12 protein-coding genes and 4 pseudogenes are annotated in these 20,272 nt (G+C 74.6%); 15 read left to right on the plus strand and 1 reads right to left on the minus strand.

Annotation, left to right across the window (positions count from 1 at the left end):
- Position 1 precedes the first annotated feature (1 nt).
- Positions 2-772 (plus strand): imidazole glycerol phosphate synthase subunit HisF, encoded by a 771-nt coding sequence (hisF, locus tag REH70_RS06635; protein ID WP_310753322.1) that lies wholly within the window; start codon positions 2-4, stop codon positions 770-772.
- Positions 773-867: 95 nt separating this feature from the next.
- On the opposite strand, the gene REH70_RS06640 is transcribed toward hisF, so the two are convergent.
- A complete protein-coding gene (locus REH70_RS06640; protein ID WP_310753324.1) occupies positions 868-996 on the minus strand; it encodes a hypothetical protein in 129 nt (42 codons plus the stop codon).
- A gap of 709 nt (positions 997-1,705) precedes the next feature.
- Here REH70_RS06640 and REH70_RS06645 point away from each other — a divergent pair.
- The 14 genes and pseudogenes from REH70_RS06645 (at position 1,706) to REH70_RS06710 (ending at position 20,223) form a co-directional block, all read left to right on the plus strand.
- Positions 1,706-3,586, plus strand: coding sequence for an ABC transporter ATP-binding protein (locus REH70_RS06645; RefSeq protein WP_310754163.1), 1,881 nt, complete (start codon positions 1,706-1,708; stop codon positions 3,584-3,586).
- Positions 3,583-5,478, plus strand: a complete 1,896-nt coding sequence (locus REH70_RS06650) for an ABC transporter ATP-binding protein (protein WP_310753326.1) — start codon at positions 3,583-3,585, stop codon at positions 5,476-5,478. Before REH70_RS06645 ends, REH70_RS06650 begins: the two co-directional genes overlap by 4 nt.
- Before the next feature lie 63 nt (positions 5,479-5,541).
- A complete protein-coding gene (gene hisI / locus REH70_RS06655; RefSeq protein WP_310754164.1) occupies positions 5,542-5,940 on the plus strand; it encodes a phosphoribosyl-AMP cyclohydrolase in 399 nt (132 codons plus the stop codon).
- Complete coding sequence (locus REH70_RS06660; RefSeq protein ID WP_310753328.1) at positions 5,937-7,574, plus strand: anthranilate synthase component I; 1,638 nt, start codon at positions 5,937-5,939, stop codon at positions 7,572-7,574. Before hisI ends, REH70_RS06660 begins: the two co-directional genes overlap by 4 nt.
- On the plus strand, positions 7,571-8,215 hold the full coding sequence (locus REH70_RS06665; RefSeq protein ID WP_310753330.1) for a Trp biosynthesis-associated membrane protein: 645 nt from the start codon (positions 7,571-7,573) through the stop codon (positions 8,213-8,215). Before REH70_RS06660 ends, REH70_RS06665 begins: the two co-directional genes overlap by 4 nt.
- Positions 8,216-8,361: 146 nt before the next feature.
- On the plus strand, positions 8,362-8,658 hold the full coding sequence (locus tag REH70_RS06670; RefSeq protein WP_310753332.1) for an HGxxPAAW family protein: 297 nt from the start codon (positions 8,362-8,364) through the stop codon (positions 8,656-8,658).
- Positions 8,659-9,065: 407 nt separating this feature from the next.
- Complete coding sequence (locus REH70_RS06675; RefSeq protein ID WP_310753334.1) at positions 9,066-9,335, plus strand: DUF4190 domain-containing protein; 270 nt, start codon at positions 9,066-9,068, stop codon at positions 9,333-9,335.
- 7 nt (positions 9,336-9,342) lie between these two features.
- A complete protein-coding gene (locus REH70_RS06680; protein ID WP_310753335.1) occupies positions 9,343-10,020 on the plus strand; it encodes a DUF2752 domain-containing protein in 678 nt (225 codons plus the stop codon).
- The gene (gene trpC / locus REH70_RS06685) at positions 10,017-10,829 is read left to right on the plus strand and encodes an indole-3-glycerol phosphate synthase TrpC (RefSeq protein WP_310753337.1); all 813 of its coding nucleotides are present in this window, start codon (positions 10,017-10,019) and stop codon (positions 10,827-10,829) included. The genes REH70_RS06680 and trpC overlap by 4 nt, the downstream gene beginning before the upstream one ends.
- A gap of 65 nt (positions 10,830-10,894) precedes the next feature.
- Positions 10,895-12,115: pseudogene (trpB, locus tag REH70_RS06690) on the plus strand (tryptophan synthase subunit beta); the annotation flags it as partial.
- 40 nt (positions 12,116-12,155) lie between these two features.
- Positions 12,156-12,978 (plus strand): annotated as a pseudogene (gene trpA / locus REH70_RS06695) (tryptophan synthase subunit alpha).
- A gap of 47 nt (positions 12,979-13,025) precedes the next feature.
- Positions 13,026-14,057, plus strand: coding sequence for a prolipoprotein diacylglyceryl transferase (gene lgt, locus REH70_RS06700; RefSeq protein ID WP_310754165.1), 1,032 nt, complete (start codon positions 13,026-13,028; stop codon positions 14,055-14,057).
- A 139-nt stretch (positions 14,058-14,196) separates the two neighbouring features.
- Positions 14,197-18,756: pseudogene (gltB, locus tag REH70_RS06705) on the plus strand (glutamate synthase large subunit).
- Positions 18,749-20,223 (plus strand): annotated as a pseudogene (locus REH70_RS06710) (glutamate synthase subunit beta). The pseudogenes gltB and REH70_RS06710 overlap by 8 nt, the downstream one beginning before the upstream one ends.
- Positions 20,224-20,272 lie beyond the last annotated feature (49 nt).

Raw genomic sequence — 20,272 nt, forward strand, 5'->3', positions numbered from 1 at the left:
GATGGCGGTGGCCGTCCGGGTGGTGCCGTGCCTCGACGTCGACGCGGGGCGCGTCGTCAAGGGGGTCAACTTCGAGAACCTGCGGGACGCCGGGGACCCGGTCGAGCTCGCCCGCCGGTACGACGCGGAGGGTGCCGACGAGGTGACGTTCCTCGACGTGTCGGCGTCGTCCGGTGACCGCGAGACGACGTACGACGTCGTCCGGCGCACGGCCGAGGAGATCTTCGTGCCGCTCACCGTGGGCGGCGGGGTGCGCAGCGCCGACGACGTCGACCGGCTGCTGCGGGCCGGCGCGGACAAGGTCGGGGTCAACACGGCCGCCATCGCGCGTCCCGAGCTCATCGCGGAGATCGCGGCCCGGTTCGGCAGCCAGGTGCTCGTGCTGTCCGTCGACGCCCGCCGCGTCACCGGCGACACCCGCACCGACTCCGGCTACGAGGTCACGACCCACGGCGGTCGGCGCGGCACGGGGATCGACGCCGTGGCGTGGGCGGCCCGGGCCGCCGAGCTCGGTGCGGGGGAGATCCTGCTCAACTCCATGGACGCCGACGGGACGACCGCCGGCTTCGACCTGGAGATGCTCACGGCGGTGCGCCGCGAGGTGCGGTGCCCCCTGATCGCCAGCGGCGGCGCGGGCACCCCCGAGCACTTCGTCGCGGCGGCCCGGGCGGGCGCCGACGCGGTGCTCGCGGCGAGCGTCTTCCACTTCGGCGCCCTGACCGTCGGGCAGGTCAAGGACGCGCTGCGGACGGCGGGCGTCGTCGTCCGCTGACGCGGGCGGGGAGCGCGCGGGCGGAGCGCAACGCGCGCAGGGCCGCGCGAGCAGGGCAGCGCGCGAGCGAGACCGCGCGGGCGGGACGGCCGGCGTCAGACGCCGGCGGAGGCCGTTCCCAGGCGCTCGACGTCGTCGGGGTGACCCAGCACGTCGACCCGGGCGGCGCCCTCCCGGCCGAACGCGTGCAGCGCCAGCTCGCCGACCTCGCCGCGCAGCACCACCGTCCCGGCGTCCCCGCGGGGCGGCGCACCGCGCGGCGCGGACCGCCCGGCACCACCAGGACGACGCCGACCCCGGCGCGCCGGTACATGAGCGGCGCCCCGCGCACGAGCCGGGTCCAGATCGCCTCGACGTGGTCGGGTGCGAGGTCGCGCGGCGGGACCGGACCCGCGCCGCGGCGCACGTCCTCGGTGTGGATGAAGAACTCGAGCAGGTTGGCGCCGTCGCCCATCCGCGACGCCGGCCAGCGTGACGGCCCGCGCTCGACCTGGCCGAGCAGCTCCGCCCACCCCCGGGGCGGTCCGCGTCGCGTGCCCGCTCGGCGACCCGTCGCTCGGCGTACCCGCTCAGCGGTGGCAGCGCGGCGCCGGCGGCGGCGACCGGTGAGGTCTCGCGCAGCACGACGTGTGCCGCGAGGTGGCGGGCGGCCCAGCCCTCGCACAGCGTGGGTGCGTCGGGTCCGGCCTCCCGGAGGGCGTGCGCGAGGGCGGCTCGCTCGAGGGGGTGCCAGGGCATGGGTGTGATGGTCCCACGGGGCCGACGTCGGTGTCGCGTGCGACGATGAGCACATCCCCGGTGTCCGCCCTGTCCCAGCACGTCCGGTCACCGAGCCAGTCCCAGCTGTCGAGGAGCGATGTGCCCGCGCGTCCGCAGTCCGGCCGAACCCAGCACGCGCTCACCGGCTCGGTGCTCCGGCGGTCCCTGGCGATCATGGGGCGCGGCATCGCCGCGGAGCCCCGCACCTACGCCTTCGCGATCGGCATCTCGGCCCTGTTCGGCGCGGTCACCGTGGCGGTCAGCCAGGTCCTCGGTGCGGTGACCGACGGCGTCGTCGTGCCCGCGCTGGAGGGGGACGGCGTCGCCCGTGACGGGGTGTGGCTGGCCGGTCTCGCGCTCGCCGGTGTCGCGATCACGCTCGGCGTGACCGTCGCGGGCCGGCGCATCTTCGCCGGCATCGGCTACGCGGACCTGCAGAAGCGGCACCGCACCGGGGTCACCCGCCAGTACCTGCGCCTGCCGATGTCCTGGCACCGCCGGCACCCGACCGGGCAGCTGCTGTCCAACGCGAGCTCGGACGTCGAGGCCGCGACCGGGGTGTTCAACCCGCTGCCGTTCGCGCTCGGGGTCATGGTGATGATCGGGGTGGCGGCCGTCGCCCTGTTCACCACCGACCCGTGGCTCGCGCTCGCCGCGCTGAGCGTGCTGCCGCTGGCCGTGATCGCGAACCTCGTCTTCCAGCGCCGCATGTCGCCGGCGATCATGCGTGCCCAGGGCCTGCGGGCGGCGGTGGCCGACATCGCGCACGAGAGCTTCGAGGCCGCGGTGCTCGTCAAGTCGCTCGGCACGGAGGACCGCGAGGAGGAGCGCTTCGCCGACCGGACCACCGAGCTGCGCGAGGCGAACGTGCGGGTGGGGATCGTGCGCGCGATCTTCGACCCGGTGATCGACCTCCTGCCGAACATCGGCACCCTGCTCGTGCTCGGGGTGGGCACGCTGCGGATGCGCTCCGGTGCGGTGGAGACCGGCGACGTCGTCTCGGCCGCGTACCTCCTCGTGCTGCTCGCGGTGCCCGTGCGGGCGTTCGGCTGGGTGCTGGGGGAGCTGCCGCGCTCCCTCGTCGGGTTCGACCGGATCGCCCGCGTGCTGGACTCCGGCGGCGCGCTGAGCGTCGGCACCCGGCCGCTGCCCACCGAGGGCGCGGGTGCGCGGATCGAGATGCGCGGGGTCGGGGTGGACGTCCCGTCCGGCGACGGCACCGCGCACCTGCTGCGCGACGTCGACGTCGACATCCGCCCGGGCCGGACGGTCGCCGTCGTGGGCGTCACCGGCGCCGGCAAGACCACGCTCGTGTCGCTGCTGTCCCGGCTGTCGGACCCGACCACCGGCACGGTCACCGTCGACGGCGTCGACCTGCGCGAGGTCCGCCCCGAGGACCTCACCCGCCAGGTCGCGCTCGTCGGGCAGACCACCTTCGTGTTCGAGGACACGGTCCGCTCCAACGTGACGCTCGCCGACGACGGCGACCCCGGCGCGCCCGACGACGACGCCGTCTGGGCGGCGCTGCGCCTGGCCCGGGTCGACGACGTCGTCGCGGCCCTCCCGGGCGGGCTCGACGCGCCGCTGGGCGAGCGGGGGGCGAACCTGTCCGGCGGCCAGCGCCAGCGGCTGGCGATCGCGCGGGCGCTCGTGCGCCGACCGCGCGTCCTCGTGCTGGACGACGCGACGTCGGCCGTGGACCCCCGCATCGAGCAGTCCATCCTCGCCGGGCTGCGTGCCCGCGACGCGGACCACCCGCGCGAGCGCGACGACGGCGCGGCGGAGGGTGCGCGGGACCCGCGCGCCGACGCGCGCTACAGCGGTCCGACGGTCGTCATGGTCGCGTACCGGATGTCCTCGGTGACGATGGCCGACGAGATCGTGCACCTCGACGGCGGCCGGGTCGTGGACCGCGGCACGCACGCCGAGCTGCTCGCGCGTGACCCCGGCTACCGCGACCTGGCCACCGCGTACGAGCGCGAGTCGACGCGCCGTGCGGCCGACCGGGAGGACCTCGCCGTGGTCGCGGCGGCCGGCGGGGAGGAGGACCGATGAGCACGCACCGCACCGCACCACGGGCCACCGACCGCCCCGCGCAGCCGGCCACCGCGACGGCGTCGGGCTCCCACGCCGCGGATCCCGTCGAGGCGTCGCGGATCGGCCGCACGAGCGGCCTCGGCGTCGGCGCGACGCTGCGCCGCGGCATCCAGGTCTCCCCGGAGATCGTGCAGGGGCTCGGGATCACGGTCGTCCTCGCCGTGCTCGCCGCGATCGGGCGGGTCGTCGTGCCGATCGCCGTGCAGCAGACCGTCGACACCGGCGTCCTCGCCGACGGCGGCCCGGACGTCGAGCGGGTCGTCACGCTCGTGATCGCGGCCGCGTTCGCGCTGCTCGCCGCGGCCACCTGCTCCGCGCTGGTCAACATCCGCCTGTTCCGCTCCACCGAGGCCGGGCTCGCGACGCTGCGGGTGCGCGCGTTCCGGCACGTGCACGACCTGTCCGTGCTGACCCAGGGCACCGAGCGGCGCGGGGCCCTCGTCTCGCGGGTGACGTCGGACGTCGACACGATCTCCCTGTTCGTGCAGTGGGGCGGCATCATGCTGCTCGTCTCGGTGCTGCAGATCGGGGTCGCCACGATCCTCATGGCGATCTACTCGTGGCAGCTCACCCTCATCGTGTGGGCCTGCTTCATCCCGCTCCTGCTCGTGCTGCGTCCGGCGCAGCGGCGGGTCAACGGGGCGTACACCGCGGTGCGTGAGCGGGTCGGCGCGATGCTCGGCGCCATCTCGGAGTCCGTGGTCGGCGCGGAGACGATCCGCGCCTACGGCGTCTCCGACCGGGTGCAGCGGCGCATCGACGCGACCATCCAGGCCACCCGCGACGCCCAGGTGCGTGCCCAGAAGCTCGTCGCGATCGTGTTCTCCAGCGGCGTCCTGGTGTCCAACCTCGTGCTGTCCGTCGTGGTCGTGGTCGGGACGCTCCTCGGCGTCGACGGCGGGATCTCGGTCGGCCGCCTGCTGGCCTTCCTGTTCCTCGTCCAGCTCTTCACCGGACCGGTGCAGATGGCCACCGAGATCCTCAACGAGCTGCAGAACGCCGTCGCCGGATGGCGCCGCGTGCTCGGCGTCCTGGAGACGCGCGTGGAGGTCGCCGACCCCGGCCCGGACGCCGTGCGCACACCCCGCGGCCCGGCGACGGTCGAGCTGCGCGGGGTCGAGTTCGCCTACCCCGACGGCCCGCCGGTGCTGTCCGACGTCGACCTGACGATCCCGGCCGGCACGTCGGTCGCCGTCGTCGGCGCCACCGGCTCGGGCAAGACGACGATGGCCAAGCTGCTCGTACGGTTCATGGACCCCACGCGCGGGGAGGTGCTGCTCGACGGCGTCGACCTGCGCCGGATCGAGACGGCGCGCCTGCGCGAGCGCGTCGTCGTCGTGCCGCAGGAGGGCTTCCTGTTCGACGGCACGCTGCTGACCAACATCGCCTACGGTCTGCGCGGCCCGGACGTCGACGCCGGCCCGGACGTCGTCGAGGCCCGGGTGCGCCGTGCGATCGACGCGCTCGGGCTCGGTGACTGGTTGGCGGAGCTGCCGCACGGGCTCGCGACGGACGTCGGGCAGCGCGGGGAGTCGCTGTCCGCGGGGGAGCGGCAGCTCGTGGCGCTCGCCCGGGCCTACCTCGCCGAGGCGGACCTGCTGGTGCTGGACGAGGCGACGTCGGCGGTGGACCCCGCGACGGAGGTGCGCATCGCCCGCGCGCTCGACTCGCTCACCGCGGGACGCAGCACCGTCACGATCGCCCACCGGCTGTCCACCGCGGAGGCGTCCGACCTCGTGGTCGTGGTCGACGCGGGCCGCGTCGTCGAGGTCGGGCCGCACGCGGAGCTGGTCGGCGCGGGCGGCACGTACGCGTCGATGCACGCCTCGTGGGTGAGCCAGACGCGCTGACCGTCACGCGCGCCGTGGGACAATCGCGACGTGCCTGCCCCGTCCACACCCCCGTCCGCAGCCCTGCCCGAGACCGTGCCCGCACCTCCCGTGGCCCTCGACCCGGCCGTCGCCGCACGGCTCAAGCGGGACGACCACGGCCTGGTCGCGGCGGTCGTCCAGCAGCACGACACCGGCGAGGTGCTCATGCTCGGCTGGATGGACGACGAGGCCCTGCACCGGACCCTCACGTCCGGCCGGGTGACGTTCTGGAGCCGGTCGCGCGGGGAGTACTGGCGCAAGGGCGACACCTCCGGCCACGCGCAGTACGTGCAGTCGGTCGCGATCGACTGCGACGGTGACGCGTTGCTCGTGCGCGTGGACCAGGTCGGCGCCGCGTGCCACACCGGCGCCCGCACGTGCTTCGACTCCGGCGGCGTGCTGCCGGCCGTGGTCGGCCGCCGCCCGGCGGACGCCCGATGACCGCCGACGACGCCGCGGCGCCGGTCGAGGCGGCTGCGCCGGTGGAGGCGGCTGCGCCGGTGGAGGCGGCTGCGCCGGTGGAGGCGGCTGCGCCGGTCGAGGTGCCGTGGGGCACCACCTGGCCCCTGCTCGAGGAGTTCCGCGAGCTCGCGCCGACCCGCCGCGTCATCCCCGTCGTGCGGCGCCTGCTCGCCGACGACGTGACCCCCGTGGGCCTGTACCGCACGCTCGCTGCCGGGCGGCCGGGGACGTTCGTCCTGGAGTCCGCGGAGAGCGACGGGTCGTGGTCGCGGCACTCGTTCGTCGGCGTCCGGTCGCGGGCGACCCTGACGGTCGCCGACGGCCGGGCGGTGTGGACCGGCGACGTCCCGGCCGGCGTCCCGACCGAGGGGACCCCGCTCGAGGTCCTCGGCCGCACGCTCGAGGTGCTGCGCACGCCCGCGGTCCCCGGGCTGCCGCCGCTCACCGGCGGGCTCGTCGGTGCGCTGGGCTGGGACGTCGTCCGGCTCTGGGAGCCGACCATCCCGGCCGACGCGCCGCGCGAGCTCGACGTCCCCGACATGACCCTGTGCCTGGCGACCGACCTGGCGGTCGTCGACCACGTCGACGGCTCGGTGTGGCTCATCGCGAACGCGATCAACTTCGACGACACCGACGCCCGGGTCGACGAGGCGCACGCGGACGCCGTCGCGCGCCTCGACGCGATGCAGGCCGCGCTGGCCGACCCGGCCCCGGGCGGGCCGGCCGTGCTGGCCGCCGCCCCCGAGCCCGCGCTGGAGTTCCGCTCCACGCGCGAGGAGTTCGAGGAGTCGGTCCGGGCCGGCAAGCGCGCGATCGTTGACGGCGAGGTGTTCCAGGTCGTGCTGTCCCAGCGGCTGGACCTCGACTGCCCGGCCGACCCGCTCGACGTGTACCGCGTGCTGCGCACCATCAACCCGAGCCCGTACATGTACCTGTTCGCCCTCCAGGACGCCGCCGGCGCCGACTTCGCGGTGGTCGGCTCCAGCCCGGAGACGCTCGTCAAGGTCACCGCGGGCCGCGTCGTGACGTTCCCGATCGCCGGGTCGCGCCCGCGCGGCGCCGACCCCGAGGAGGACGTGCGGCTCGCCGACGAGCTGCTGGCCGACCCCAAGGAGCGCTCCGAGCACATCATGCTCGTCGACCTGTCCCGCAACGACCTCGTCAAGGTGTGCGAGCCGGCGTCGGTCGAGGTCGTCGAGCTCATGGCCGTCAAGCGGTTCAGCCACATCATGCACATCTGCTCCACCGTGGTCGGGCAGATGCGTCCGGGGGCGACGGCGCTCGAGGCACTCGCCGCGACGTTCCCCGCCGGGACCCTCTCCGGAGCGCCGAAGCCGCGCGCGATGGCCCTCATCGACGAGCTCGAGCCCGCCCGGCGCGGCATCTACGGCGGGACGGTCGGCTACTTCGACTTCGCCGGGGACATGGACATGGCCATCGCCATCCGCACGGCCGTCATCGCCGGCGGGCGGGCCAGCGTCCAGGCCGGTGGCGGCATCGTCGCGGACTCCGTGCCGGCGCTGGAGTACGCGGAGTCCCGCAACAAGGCCGCGGCCGCCGTCCGGGCGGTCCAGGTCGCGTCGCGGCTGCGGCCCGCCGGGGGTGCGGCATGAGCCTGCCCGACGCACCGCCGGCACCCGCCGTGGCGAGCGGCGGACGTCGCCGCGCGATCCTCGCGGTGCTGGCGCTCGCCCTCGCGTCCCTGGTCAGCGGCGTCCCGGTGTGGATGACCACCGCCGGGACGTCGGCGCTGCGTGCCGAGGTGCCCGTCGAGGTGACCGGCACCCAGGCCGCCCCCGGGGTGCCGGCGGCGGCGCTCGTGCTGCTCGCGGCCGGCATCGCGATCGGCCTCGCCGGCCGGGTCGGGCGCTGGGTGGTGACCGGCGTCGTCGTGGTCGCGGGGCTGCTGCAGGCGGTGTCCGCGTTCGCGATCGCCGCCGATCCCGAGCCCGTCGCCCGGACCGTCGTGGCCGGGGCGACCGGCGTCGAGACGCTCGTCACGCCGGTGATGCTGACGCCGTGGCCCTGGGTCGCCGGGGTGGTCGGCGTCGTCGTCGTGCTCGTGGGCGGCTGGCTCGGGGTGACGTCGCGGACGTGGGCCCGACCCTCCTACCGCCACGACGCCGGTCACGATCCCGGTCACGATGCCGGTCGCCACGGCACCGGCGCGGCGCCGGGCGGTGCCCGCGTCGCCGTGCCCGACGACGACCAGGCGGCCTGGGACGCCCTGACCCGTGGGGACGACCCGAGCTGACCCTCGGGGGCCGGACCGTCCGCCCGCGTCGGGGACGGGGAGGCAGCGCACGAGCGACCGGTCGAGGGACACGGGCGTCCCGCGCGGCCGGGGGCCGCGGCGGACGATAGGCTCGCCGCGAATCCGCAGATGAAAGGCTCCCGCGCATGGCCGACCGCAGCACCTCTCCGTCCGAGACCGCGTACCTCCCGCCGAGTCCGCCACCCATGAACCACGGGCACACGACGGCCGCGTGGACCATGACCGTGCTCGTGATCGCCGGGTTCGTCATCGGCGCCGTCGGCATGGTGCTCGCCCTCCCGTGGCTCCTGTGGGCCGGCATCGGCGTGACCGTCCTCGGCGTCGTCCTCAGCAAGATCCTGCAGGTCATGGGCCACGGCCAGGGCGGCGACAAGACGCGCGCCAAGCAGGAGCGCGCCGCTGCCGCCGGCAAGGGCCACTAGCCCGGAGCCCGCACGGGCCCGGTGGACACGACCGTCCGCACCGCAGCCCGCCCCACCGCCGTACCTGCCGAACAGGCCGTACTCCCACTCCCGACCGCCCGGGTCATCCCGGTCCGCGCCACCCACCACGGAGGTCCGATGTCGTCCCCGAACAACCCGCAGGACCCGTACGGCAGCCCGCAGGAGCCGGACCGCTCGTCCGGTTCCTCGTCGTCCGGCTCGACGTCCTCCGGCGCCGGGTCGACCCCGCCGGCCTACGGGTCGCAGCCGCCCGCGTACGGTTCCCAGCCCTCCTACGGGTCGCAGCCCGACTTCGGCAGCACCCTCCCGCGTACGGCGGCGGGTACGGCGGCTCCCCGTCGCCCTACGGCCAGCAGGGCTACGGCTACCCGAAGAACTCGCTCGGCGTGTGGGCCCTCGTGCTCGGCCTCGTCGGGTTCTTCCTGTGCGGGCCGATCGCGGCGATCCCCGCGATCATCCTCGGTTCGAAGTCCCGCACGGCCGCGGCCAACGGTGAGGCCAACAACGGCGGCATGGGGCTCGCCGGGGTCGTCCTGGGCTGGGTGACGATCGCGCTGTGGATCATCGGGATCGTCCTCTTCTTCGCCGTGTTCGGCGGCTTCGCGGGGTACGTGGAGTTCATCGAGTCGAACTCGGGCACGACCACCACCTTCTGACCCGCGCATGACGCCTCGCACGCAGCCCGGCGGCCCGGACCTCGACGCAGGTCCGGGCTGTCGGCGCGTCCGGGGTGCGGTCGCGCCGTCCGGCCCGACGGCGGCGCGGATGCCGCTCGCCGTGGGTGGGGTCGCCCTCGCTGCCGTCGTGCACCTCGCGATCACCGACCCCTACCGGCCGGGCGGGCACCTCGTGTGCCCGGTGCTCGCGCTCACCGGCCTCTTCTGCGCCGGCTGCGGCGCCCAGCGCGCCGTGCACGACCTGACCCACGGCGACCTCGCGGGCGCGTGGGGCATGAACCCGTTGGTCGTCGCGCTGGCACCGGTCGCCGTCGTCGCCTGGGCGCTGTGGCTGCGACGCCGGTGGGCCGGAGCCGTCCCCGCTCCCGCCCCCGCCCCCGCCCCGCGGCGAGCCGGGGGCACCGTGATGGCCTGGGCGCTGCTCGTCGTCGTCGTCGGGTTCGCCGTGCTCCGCAACGTGCCGGCGCTCGCGCCGTGGCTCGCCCCTGACCGCATGCCGACGGGCGCCCGCCGGCGCACCGGGACGGGCCACGTCCGCACCACGGACGCGTGGTCCGGGGTCACACCCGTGCGGCTCTACGATGGACCGACTCGCTGCCGGTCCTCGCAGGCGGCCGAGAGTGTCCGTGAGGGTTCGCCCGAGGGAAGGTGTGGCCGACGATGACGGTGCTGGACGAGATCGTCGCGGGGGTCCGGGAGGACCTCGCGGCCCGCGAGTCGGTGACCCCGCTGAGCGAGCTCAAGGAGCGCGCCGCCCGGGTCCCGGGTGCCCTGAACTGCCTGGACCGGCTGCGCGACGACGAGGCCGTCGCCGTGATCGCCGAGGTCAAGCGCTCCAGCCCGAGCCGGGGACCGCTCGCCACCATCACCGACCCGGCCGCGCTCGCGGTCGAGTACGAGAAGGGCGGCGCGCACTGCATCTCGGTCCTCACCGAGGAGCGTCGCTTCAAGGGGTCGCTCGCCGACCTCGACGCCGTCCGCGCCGCGGTGGACATCCCCGTGCTGCGCAAGGACTTCATCGTCAGCCCGTACCAGATCTGGGAGGCCCGGGCGCACGGCGCGGACCTCGTCCTGCTCATCGTCGCCGCGCTCGAGCAGACGGTCCTGACGAGCTTCGTCGAGCGGGTGCACTCGCTCGGCATGACCGCGCTGGTCGAGGTGCACGACACCGAGGAGGTCGCCCGGGCGGTGGACGCCGGTGCGCGCGTCGTCGGCGTCAACGCACGGGACCTCAAGACGCTCGAGGTCGACCCCGGGACGTTCGCCCGGGTGTCCCCGGCGATCCCCGACGGCCTGGTGAAGATCGCCGAGTCCGGGGTGCGCGGACCGCACGACGTGATGGAGTTCGCCCGCGCGGGCGCCGACGCCGTCCTCGTCGGCGAGGCCCTCGTGACCGACGACGCCCCGCGTCAGTCCGTCGCCGACCTCGTGGCCGCGGGCGCCCATCCGTCGCTGCGCGCGGTGCGCCGCTGAGCCGCTCGGCACGACCTGCGCGCCGCTGACCGGCGCGACCTGTGAACCAGAAGGGACCCATCCCGGTGGACCAGCCAGACACGTCGCTCGCCGACTCCCTCGCCACGCTCGAGGGCCCGTACTTCGGGGACTTCGGCGGGCGCTTCGTCCCGGAGGCGCTCATCGCGGCCCTGGACGAGCTCGACACGGAGTACGGCAAGGCCAAGGTGGACCCCGCGTTCACCGAGGAGCTCGCCCGCCTGCACCGGACCTACACCGGTCGCCCGAGCATCGTCACAGAGGTGCCGCGGTTCGCCCGGCACGCCGGGGGCGCGCGCATCATCCTCAAGCGCGAGGACCTCAACCACACCGGCTCGCACAAGATCAACAACGTGCTCGGCCAGGCGCTGCTGACCAAGCGGATCGGCAAGACGCGCGTGATCGCCGAGACCGGCGCCGGCCAGCACGGCGTCGCGACGGCGACCGCGGCCGCCCTGTTCGACCTCGAGTGCGTCATCTACATGGGCGAGGAGGACACCCGTCGGCAGGCCCTCAACGTCGCCCGGATGCGCCTGCTCGGGGCCGAGGTCATCCCGGTCACCACGGGGTCGCGCACGCTCAAGGACGCGATCAACGAGGCGCTGCGGGACTGGGTGACCAACGTCGAGACGACCAACTACGTCTTCGGCACCGTCGCCGGGCCGCACCCGTTCCCCGCGATGGTGCGCGACCTGCAGCGGATCATCGGCGAGGAGGCCCGCGCCCAGGTGCTCGACCTCGTGGGCCGCCTGCCCGACGCCGTCGCGGCGTGCGTGGGCGGCGGGTCGAACGCCATCGGCATCTTCCACGCCTTCCTCGACGACGCGGACGTCCGCCTCGTCGGCCTCGAGGCGGGCGGTGACGGCGTCGAGACCGGCCGGCACGCGGCCACCATCACCGCCGGTGCCCCCGGCGTGCTGCACGGCGCGCGGTCCTTCCTGCTCCAGGACGAGGACGGCCAGACGGTCGAGAGCCACTCGATCTCCGCGGGTCTGGACTACCCCGGCGTCGGACCGGAGCACTCGTGGCTGTCGAGCATCCACCGCGCCGAGTACCGGCCGATCACGGACGCCCGGGCCATGGACGCCTTCAAGCTGCTGTCCCGCACCGAGGGCATCATCCCGGCGATCGAGTCGGCGCACGCGCTCGCCGGCGCCATCGACCTCGGCGCCGAGCTCGGCCCGGACGCGGTGATCCTCGTCAACCTCTCCGGCCGCGGGGACAAGGACGTCGAGACCGCCGCGCGCTGGTTCGGGATGCTCGAGGAAGAGGTCACCGCCCAGGTCGCCGAGATCCCGGGGAGGAGAAGTGAGCGCCCCCCGCGGCCACGTCGGCGAGCGCCTGGACGCGCTGCGCGCCGAGGGCAACGCCGCGCTGATCGGCTACCTGCCGGTCGGCTTCCCCAGCGTCGAGGGGTCCGTCGCGGCCGCCGTCGCGATGGTCGAGGCCGGCGTCGACGTCATCGAGCTCGGCATCGCCTACTCCGACCCCGTCATGGACGGACCGGTCATCCAGCACGCCGTCGAGCGCGCGCTCGAGGGCGGCGTGCGGGTGCGCGACGTCTTCGCGGCGGTGGAGGGCATCGCCGCGACCGGTGCACCCGTCCTCGTGATGAGCTACTTCAACCCGGTGCTGCGGTACGGGGTGGACCGCTTCGCGCGGGATCTCGCCGCCGCCGGCGGGGCCGGGATCATCACGCCCGACCTCATCCCGGACGAGGCGGGGAGTGGATCGCCGCGTCCGACGCCCACGACCTCGACCGCGTGTTCCTGGTCGCCCCGAGCTCGACCCCCAGCGGCTCGCCTCGACCGCCGCCGCCTCCCGCGGCTTCGTGTACGCGGCGTCGACCATGGGCGTCACGGGCGAGCGGACGTCGCTGGGTGACCGCGCCGCCGAGCTCGTCGCCGCGACCCGGGAGGCCGGCGCCCCGCGCGTCTGCGTCGGCCTCGGCGTGTCGACGGCCGAGCAGGCCGCGCAGGTCGCGGGCTACGCCGACGGCGTCATCGTCGGGTCGGCCTTCGTACGGCCGATGGTGCAGGCCGACACGCCCGCCGCCGGCCTCGACGCCGTCGCGGCCGTCGCGCGGGATCTCTCCGCGGGGGTCCGCGGCGCCGTCCGAGCCGGCCGGTGAGCGCCGTGCTGGCCGGCATGCCGGTGGGCGCCGGGCACGCGCTCGGGATGCTCGCGGGTGGGGCCGGGGCGCTGCCCGCCTCGATCCCCAGCCCGCCGGAGTCGGTCTGGCACCTGGGGCCCTTCCCGCTGCGGGCCTACGCGCTCGCCATCCTCGCCGGCATCGCCGCGGCGCTCTGGATCACCACCCGGCGCTGGGTCGCACGCGGCGGCGACGACGACACCGTGCTCGAGATCGCCTTCTGGGCGGTCCCGTTCGGCATCGTCGGCGGCCGGATCTACCACGTGCTGAGCTCGCCGGACGCGTACTTCGGGCCGGGCGGTGACCCGGTGCGGGCCCTGTTCATCTGGGAGGGCGGCCTCGGGATCTGGGGGGCCGTCGCGTTCGGGGCGGTCGGGGCCTGGATCGGCTGCCGCCGGCAGGGCGTGCGCCTCGCGCCGTTCGCCGACGCGCTCGCGCCCGGTCTGCTCGTCGCGCAGGCGGTGGGTCGCCTCGGGAACTGGTTCAACCAGGAGCTCTTCGGGGGGCCGACCACGCTGCCCTGGGGCCTGGAGATCGACCCCGCCGGCCCCACCTTCCCGGCCGGGTACGACGCCGGGACGCTGTTCCACCCCACGTTCCTCTACGAGCTGCTGTGGAACCTGGCCGGCGCCGCGCTCATCGTGTGGCTCGACCGTCGGTACCGCCTGGGCCACGGTCGGGTCTTCTGGCTCTACGTCATGGTCTACACCGCGGGCCGGCTGTGGATCGAGATGCTGCGCATCGACCCCGCGGAGCAGGTGCTGGGGCTGCGGCTCAACGTGTGGACCTCGATCCTCCTGCTCGTGACCGCGCTGGTCGCGTTCGTCGTCCTCGGGCGCCGGTATCCCGAGCGCGAGGTGAGCCTGCGGCTGGACGGCGCGCTCGCGGGGGCTGACGGGACCGACGACGTGCCAGGTGAGCTGCCCGGTGACGTGCCCGCCGGCAGCACCGCGGAGGGCTCCGGCGCCGCCGTCGGCGGGACCGGGTCCCACGCCGCCGCACCGGGCGAGAACCGGGCCGCACCCGGCGCCGTCGGGCCGGGGTCCGACCAGCCCTGAGACGGTGTGACCGGGCGGGTTTCGGGCATGTATCGTCGCCCCACGCTCGGCCGACGACGTCCAGGCGCTCCCTCAGCTCCCCTACCGTCTGCTGTTCGGGCGGTCCCTGTGAGGACGGTGCTCCATGCCTACGTCGCCGATGCTCTCCGCGGTACCCGCCCTGCCCGGCGCGCCCGCGCGCCAGGGCCTCTACGACCCCGTGCACGAGCACGACGCCTGCGGCGTCGCCTTCGTCGCGACGCTGCGGGGACGCCCGGGCGTGACATCGTCGACGCCGGCCTGACCGCGCTGCTCAACCTGGACCACCGCGGCGCCGTCGGCGCCGAGCCGGACAGCGGTGACGGCGCGGGCATCCTCACCCAGATCCCCGACGCCTTCCTGCGCGACGTCGTCGACGCCGAGCTGCCGCCCGCGGGCGGGTACGCGATCGGCATGGCGTTCCTGCCGACCGACGCCGCCGGCCAGGACACCGCGGTCCGGGGCATCGAGGAGATCGCGGCCGAGGAGAAGCTGGACGTCCTCGCCTGGCGCGACGTCCCGGTCACCGCCGATCTCGTGGGGCCCACCGCGCGCGCCTCGATGCCCGTGTTCCGCCAGCTCGTCGTCGCGGACCCCTCGCGCGAGCTGCGCGGCATCGACCTCGACCGCCGCACCTACCGGCTGCGCAAGCGCGTCGAGCACGAGCTCGGGGTCTTCTTCGCGTCGCTGTCGGCGCGCACCCTGACCTACAAGGGCATGCTCACCACCGGGCAGCTCGAGCCGTTCTTCCCCGACCTGTCCGACCCGCGCTACGCGAGCGAGATCGCGCTCGTCCACTCGCGCTTCTCCACGAACACGTTCCCGTCCTGGCCGCTCGCCCAGCCCATGCGGCTCGTCGCGCACAACGGTGAGATCAACACGGTCAAGGGCAACCGCAACTGGATGGCGGCGCGGACGTCGACGCTCGCGAGCGACAAGCTCGGCGACCTCGAGCCCCTGCTCCCGGTCGTCAGCGAGGCGTCCAGCGACTCGGCGACGTTCGACGAGGTGCTCGAGCTGCTGCACCTCGCAGGCCGGTCCCTGCCGCACGCCGTGCTCATGATGGTCCCGGAGGCCTGGGAGAACCACGCCGAGATGGACCCGGCGCGGCGCGCGTTCTACGAGTACAACTCGACCCTCATGGAGCCGTGGGACGGCCCCGCGTGCCTGACCTTCACCGACGGCACGCTCATCGGGGCGGTCCTCGACCGCAACGGTCTGCGGCCGGGCCGCTACTGGGTGACCGAGGACGGTCTCGTCGTCCTGGCGTCCGAGGCCGGCGTGCTGGACATCGACCCGGCGACCGTCGTCCGCAAGGGCCGCCTCGAGCCCGGCCGGATGTTCCTGGTCGACACGGGCGCGGGTCGCATCGTCGAGGACGACGACATCAAGGCGCAGCTGGCCGCCCAGCGCCCGTACGCGCAGTGGGTGCGCGACCACGAGGTCGCGCTGGGTGACCTGCCGGAGCGGGAGCACGTCGCGCACTCCTCGGCGTCGGTCCGGCGCCGTCAGCGTGCGTTCGGCTACACCGAGGAGGAGCTCAAGGTCCTGCTCGCGCCGATGGCGCAGGCCGGTGCCGAGCCGCTCGGCGCGATGGGCTCCGACACGCCCGTCGCCGTGCTGTCCGAGCGTCCGCGCCTGCTGTTCGACTACTTCACCCAGCTGTTCGCCCAGGTCACCAACCCCCGCTGGACGCGATCCGCGAGGAGCTCGTCACGAGCATCGGCGGGGCGATCGGTCCCGAGCCGAATCTCCTCGACGACGTGCCCGAGCACGCCCGCAAGCTGTACCTGCCGTTCCCGGTGATCGACAACGACGAGCTGGCGAAGATCGCCCGGGTCCACCGCGACCCCCGGCTCGCCGGCGTGTTCAAGGCGATCACCGTGCGCGGCCTGTACCGGGTCTCGGGCGGCGGGGCGGCGCTGGAGGAGCGGCTGGACGAGATCTTCGCCCAGGTGGACCGCGCGGTCGACGACGGCGTCAGCTTCATCGTGCTGTCCGACCGCGACGGCGACGCCGACCGCGCCGCGATCCCCTCGCTGCTGCTGGTCAGCGCCGTCCACCACCACCTGCTGCGGCGCCGGACCCGGACGCGGGTCTCGCTCGTCGTCGAGGCGGGGGACGTGCGCGAGGTGCACCACGTCGCCGCGCTCATCGGCTACGGGGCGGCCGCGGTCAACCCGTACCTCGCCATGGAGTCGGTCGAGGAGATGGCCCGCTCGGGCTACCTCGAGGTCTCGCCGGAGAAGGCCGTCGCCCACCTCATCAAGGCGCTCGGCAAGGGCGTCCTGAAGGTCATGAGCAAGATGGGCATCTCGACCATCGCGTCCTACCGCGGCGCGCAGGTGTTCGAGGCGCTCGGGCTCTCCGAGGACTTCGTCGGCCGGTACTTCACCGGCACCACCAGCCGCCTGGGCGGCGTCGGGCTCGACGTCATCGCGGCCGAGGTCGCGGCGCGCCACGCCGACGCCTACCCGCGCAGCGGGAACCGCCAGCCGCACCAGCGGCTCGCCGAGGGCGGGGAGTACCAGTGGCGGCGGGACGGCGAGGAGCACCTCTTCGACCCCGAGACGGTCTTCCGCCTGCAGCACGCGACCCGCACCCGGCAGTTCGACGTGTTCCGCGAGTACACCCGCCGGGTGGACGACCAGTCCGCGCGGCTGATGACCCTGCGCGGGCTGCTCCAGTTCCGCGCGGGTTCGCGGCCCGCGATCCCGATCGACCAGGTGGAGCCGGTCAGCGAGATCGTCAAGCGCTTCAACACCGGCGCGATGTCCTACGGCTCGATCTCGGCCGAGGCGCACGAGACCCTCGCGGTCGCGATGAACCGCCTCGGCGGCCGGTCCAACTCCGGTGAGGGCGGCGAGGAGCCGGCGCGCCTGCGGGATCCCGAGCGGCGCAGCCGCGTCAAGCAGATCGCGTCGGGCCGGTTCGGCGTCACGGCCGACTACCTGTCCACCGCCGACGACCTGCAGATCAAGATGGCGCAGGGCGCCAAGCCCGGTGAGGGCGGCCAGCTGCCCGGTCCCAAGGTGTCGCCGTGGATCGCCGCGACACGGCACTCCACGCCCGGCGTCGGGCTGATCTCGCCCCCGCCGCACCACGACATCTACTCCATCGAGGACCTCGCCCAGCTCATCCACGACCTGAAGAACTCCAACCCCTCGGCGCGCGTGCACGTGAAGCTCGTCAGCCAGGTCGGGGTGGGCACCGTCGCCGCGGGCGTCTCGAAGGCGCACGCCGACGTCGTCCTGGTCTCGGGGCACGACGGCGGCACCGGCGCGAGCCCGCTGACGTCGCTCAAGCACGCAGGCGGTCCGTGGGAGATCGGCCTGGCCGACACCCAGCAGACCCTCGTCCTCAACGGCCTGCGGGACCGGATCGTCGTGCAGGTGGACGGCCAGATGAAGACCGGGCGGGACGTCGTCGTCGCGGCGCTCCTCGGCGCCGAGGAGTTCGGTTTCGCGACCGCCCCCTGGTCGTCTCGGGCTGCATCATGATGCGCGTGTGCCACCTGGACACCTGTCCGGTCGGCGTCGCCACCCAGAACCCCGAGCTGCGGGCCCGCTACACGGGCAAGCCGGAGTTCGTCGAGACGTTCTTCGAGTACATCGCCCAGGAGGTGCGCGAGCACCTCGCGGCGCTCGGCTTCCGCAGCGTCGAGGAGGCGGTGGGCCGGGTCGACGCGCTCGACGCGCGCCGCGCCATCGACCACTGGAAGGCCGACGGCCTCGACCTCGGCCCCGTGCTCACGAAGCCGGACGTCGCCGACCCGTCCCAGCTGCGCCACTCGCGCAGCCAGCAGCACGGCCTCGAGCGCGCGCTCGACAACCAGCTCATCGCGCTGTCGGCCGACGCGCTCGAGCGGGCCGAGCCGGTCCGCATCGATCTGCCGGTCCGGAACGTGAACCGCACCGTCGGCACGATGCTCGGGCACGAGGTCGCCAAGCGCTACGGCAGCTCGGGCCTCGCGGACGGGACCATCGACGTCACGCTCACGGGGTCCGCCGGGCAGTCGTTCGGCGCGTTCCTGCCGGGCGGCGTCACGCTGCGCCTGTACGGCGACGCCAACGACTACGTCGGCAAGGGGCTGTCCGGGGGCCGGATCGTCGTGCGCCCCGACCGGCACGCCCAGCTCACCGGGGACCGCGACGTCATCGCCGGCAACGTCATCGGCTACGGCGCGACCGCCGGGGAGGTCTTCCTGCGGGGCGTCGTCGGCGAGCGGTTCGGGGTGCGCAACTCCGGGGCGACCCTGGTCGTCGAGGGCGTGGGCGACCACGGCTGCGAGTACATGACCGGGGGGACCGTGGTCGTGCTCGGCCGGACCGGACGCAACTTCGCCGCCGGCATGTCCGGTGGCACCGCCTACGTGCTCGACCTGCGTCCCGGCGCTGTCAACACGGCCGCGGTGGCGTCCGGCGACCTCACGCTCACCCCGCTCGACGACGCCGACCTCGTGGTCGTGGAGGGGCTCCTGCGCCGTCACCACGAGGAGACCGGCTCGCCGCTCGCCAACGAGCTGCTCGCCACACCTGAGTCCCTGCGCACCCGGTTCACCCGTGTGCTGCCCACCGAGTTCGCACGCATGACCGTGGCGATGTCGAACGCCGAGGCCGAGGGCCTCGACCCGACCCAGCCCGGCGTGTGGGAGCACATCCTGGAGGTGTCCCGTGGTTGACCACCGCGGCTTCCTGAAGGTGCGGGAGCGCGAGCTGCCCGCCAACCGACCGGTGCCGATCCGGCTCATGGACTGGCGGGAGGTGCACGAGTACCGCCTCGCCAACCCCGAGGAGGAGGGCCTGGTGCGCCGGCAGGCCGGGCGCTGCATGGACTGCGGCATCCCGTTCTGCCACCAGGGGTGTCCGCTGGGCAACCTCATCCCGGACTGGAACGACCTGACCCGCACCGGACAGTGGGCCGACGCCATCGAGCGGCTGCACGCGACCAACAACTTCCCCGAGTTCACCGGTCGCATCTGCCCTGCCCCGTGCGAGTCGGCGTGCGTCCTGGGCATCAACCAGGACCCGGTGACGATCAAGAACGTCGAGGTCACCATCGCCGAGGAGGCCTGGGGACGCGGGCTCGTCACACCGCAGGTGCCGTCCCGGCTCACCGGCTCGACGGTGGCCGTCGTCGGGTCCGGACCGGCGGGTCTCGCGGCCGCCCAGCAGCTCACCCGCGCGGGCCACACCGTCGCGGTGTACGAGCGGGACGACGCCGTCGGCGGGCTGCTCCGGTACGGCGTGCCGGACTTCAAGCTCGACAAGGCGGTCATCGACCGCCGGATCGCGCAGATGACCGCGGAGGGTACGCGCTTCCGCCCGGGCGTCGAGATCGGCCGGGACATCACCTGGGCGCAGCTGCGTGCCCGGTACGACGCGGTCGTCGTCGCGACCGGCGCGCAGGTGCCGCGCGACCTGCCGCTGCCCGGCCGCGAGCTCGCCGGCATCCACCCCGCGATGGAGTACCTGCACCAGGCCAACGAGGTCGTCGCGGGCCGCGAGGTCGCCGACCAGATCGTCGCGACCGGCAAGCACGTCGTCATCATCGGCGGCGGCGACACCGGGTCGGACTGCCTGGGCACGGCGCTGCGTCAGGGTGCCGCGTCGGTCACCACGCTCGCCATCGGCGTGCAGCCGCCGTCGGAGCGCCCCCGCACCAGCCGTGGCCGATGGACCCCACTGTGTTCGAGGTCTCGACCTCCCACGAGGAGGGCGGTGAGCGGGACTACCTCGCCTCGACCGTCGCGTTCGAGGGCACGGACGGCACCGTGACGGGTCTGCGGGTGGCCACCACCGAGTACCTGCCCGACGGTCGGCGGGTGCCGACCCCGGGTACGGAGCGGGTCATCCCCGCCGACCTCGTCCTCATCGCCATGGGCTTCGTCGGCACCGAGACCGACACCCTCGTGGCCCAGGTGGGCGCCCCCGTGACGCCCCGCGGTGTGGTCGCGCGCAGCGACGACTACGCGACCACGCTGCCCGGTGTGTTCGTCGCCGGCGACGCCGGGCGTGGTCAGTCCCTCATCGTGTGGGCCATCGCGGAGGGCCGCGCGGCGGCCGCCTCGGTGGACGCGTACCTGTCCGGGGGCCGCAGCGAGCTGCCGACCCCCGTCCGTGCGAGCACCGTCTCGCTGCACCCCTAGCCCGTCCGCACGCCGCCGTCGTCCGGACCTCACCAGGGTCCCTCGGCTC

The sequence above is a fragment of the Cellulomonas sp. ATA003 genome (assembly GCF_031582905.1).
Lineage (GTDB): Bacteria > Actinomycetota > Actinomycetes > Actinomycetales > Cellulomonadaceae > Pengzhenrongella.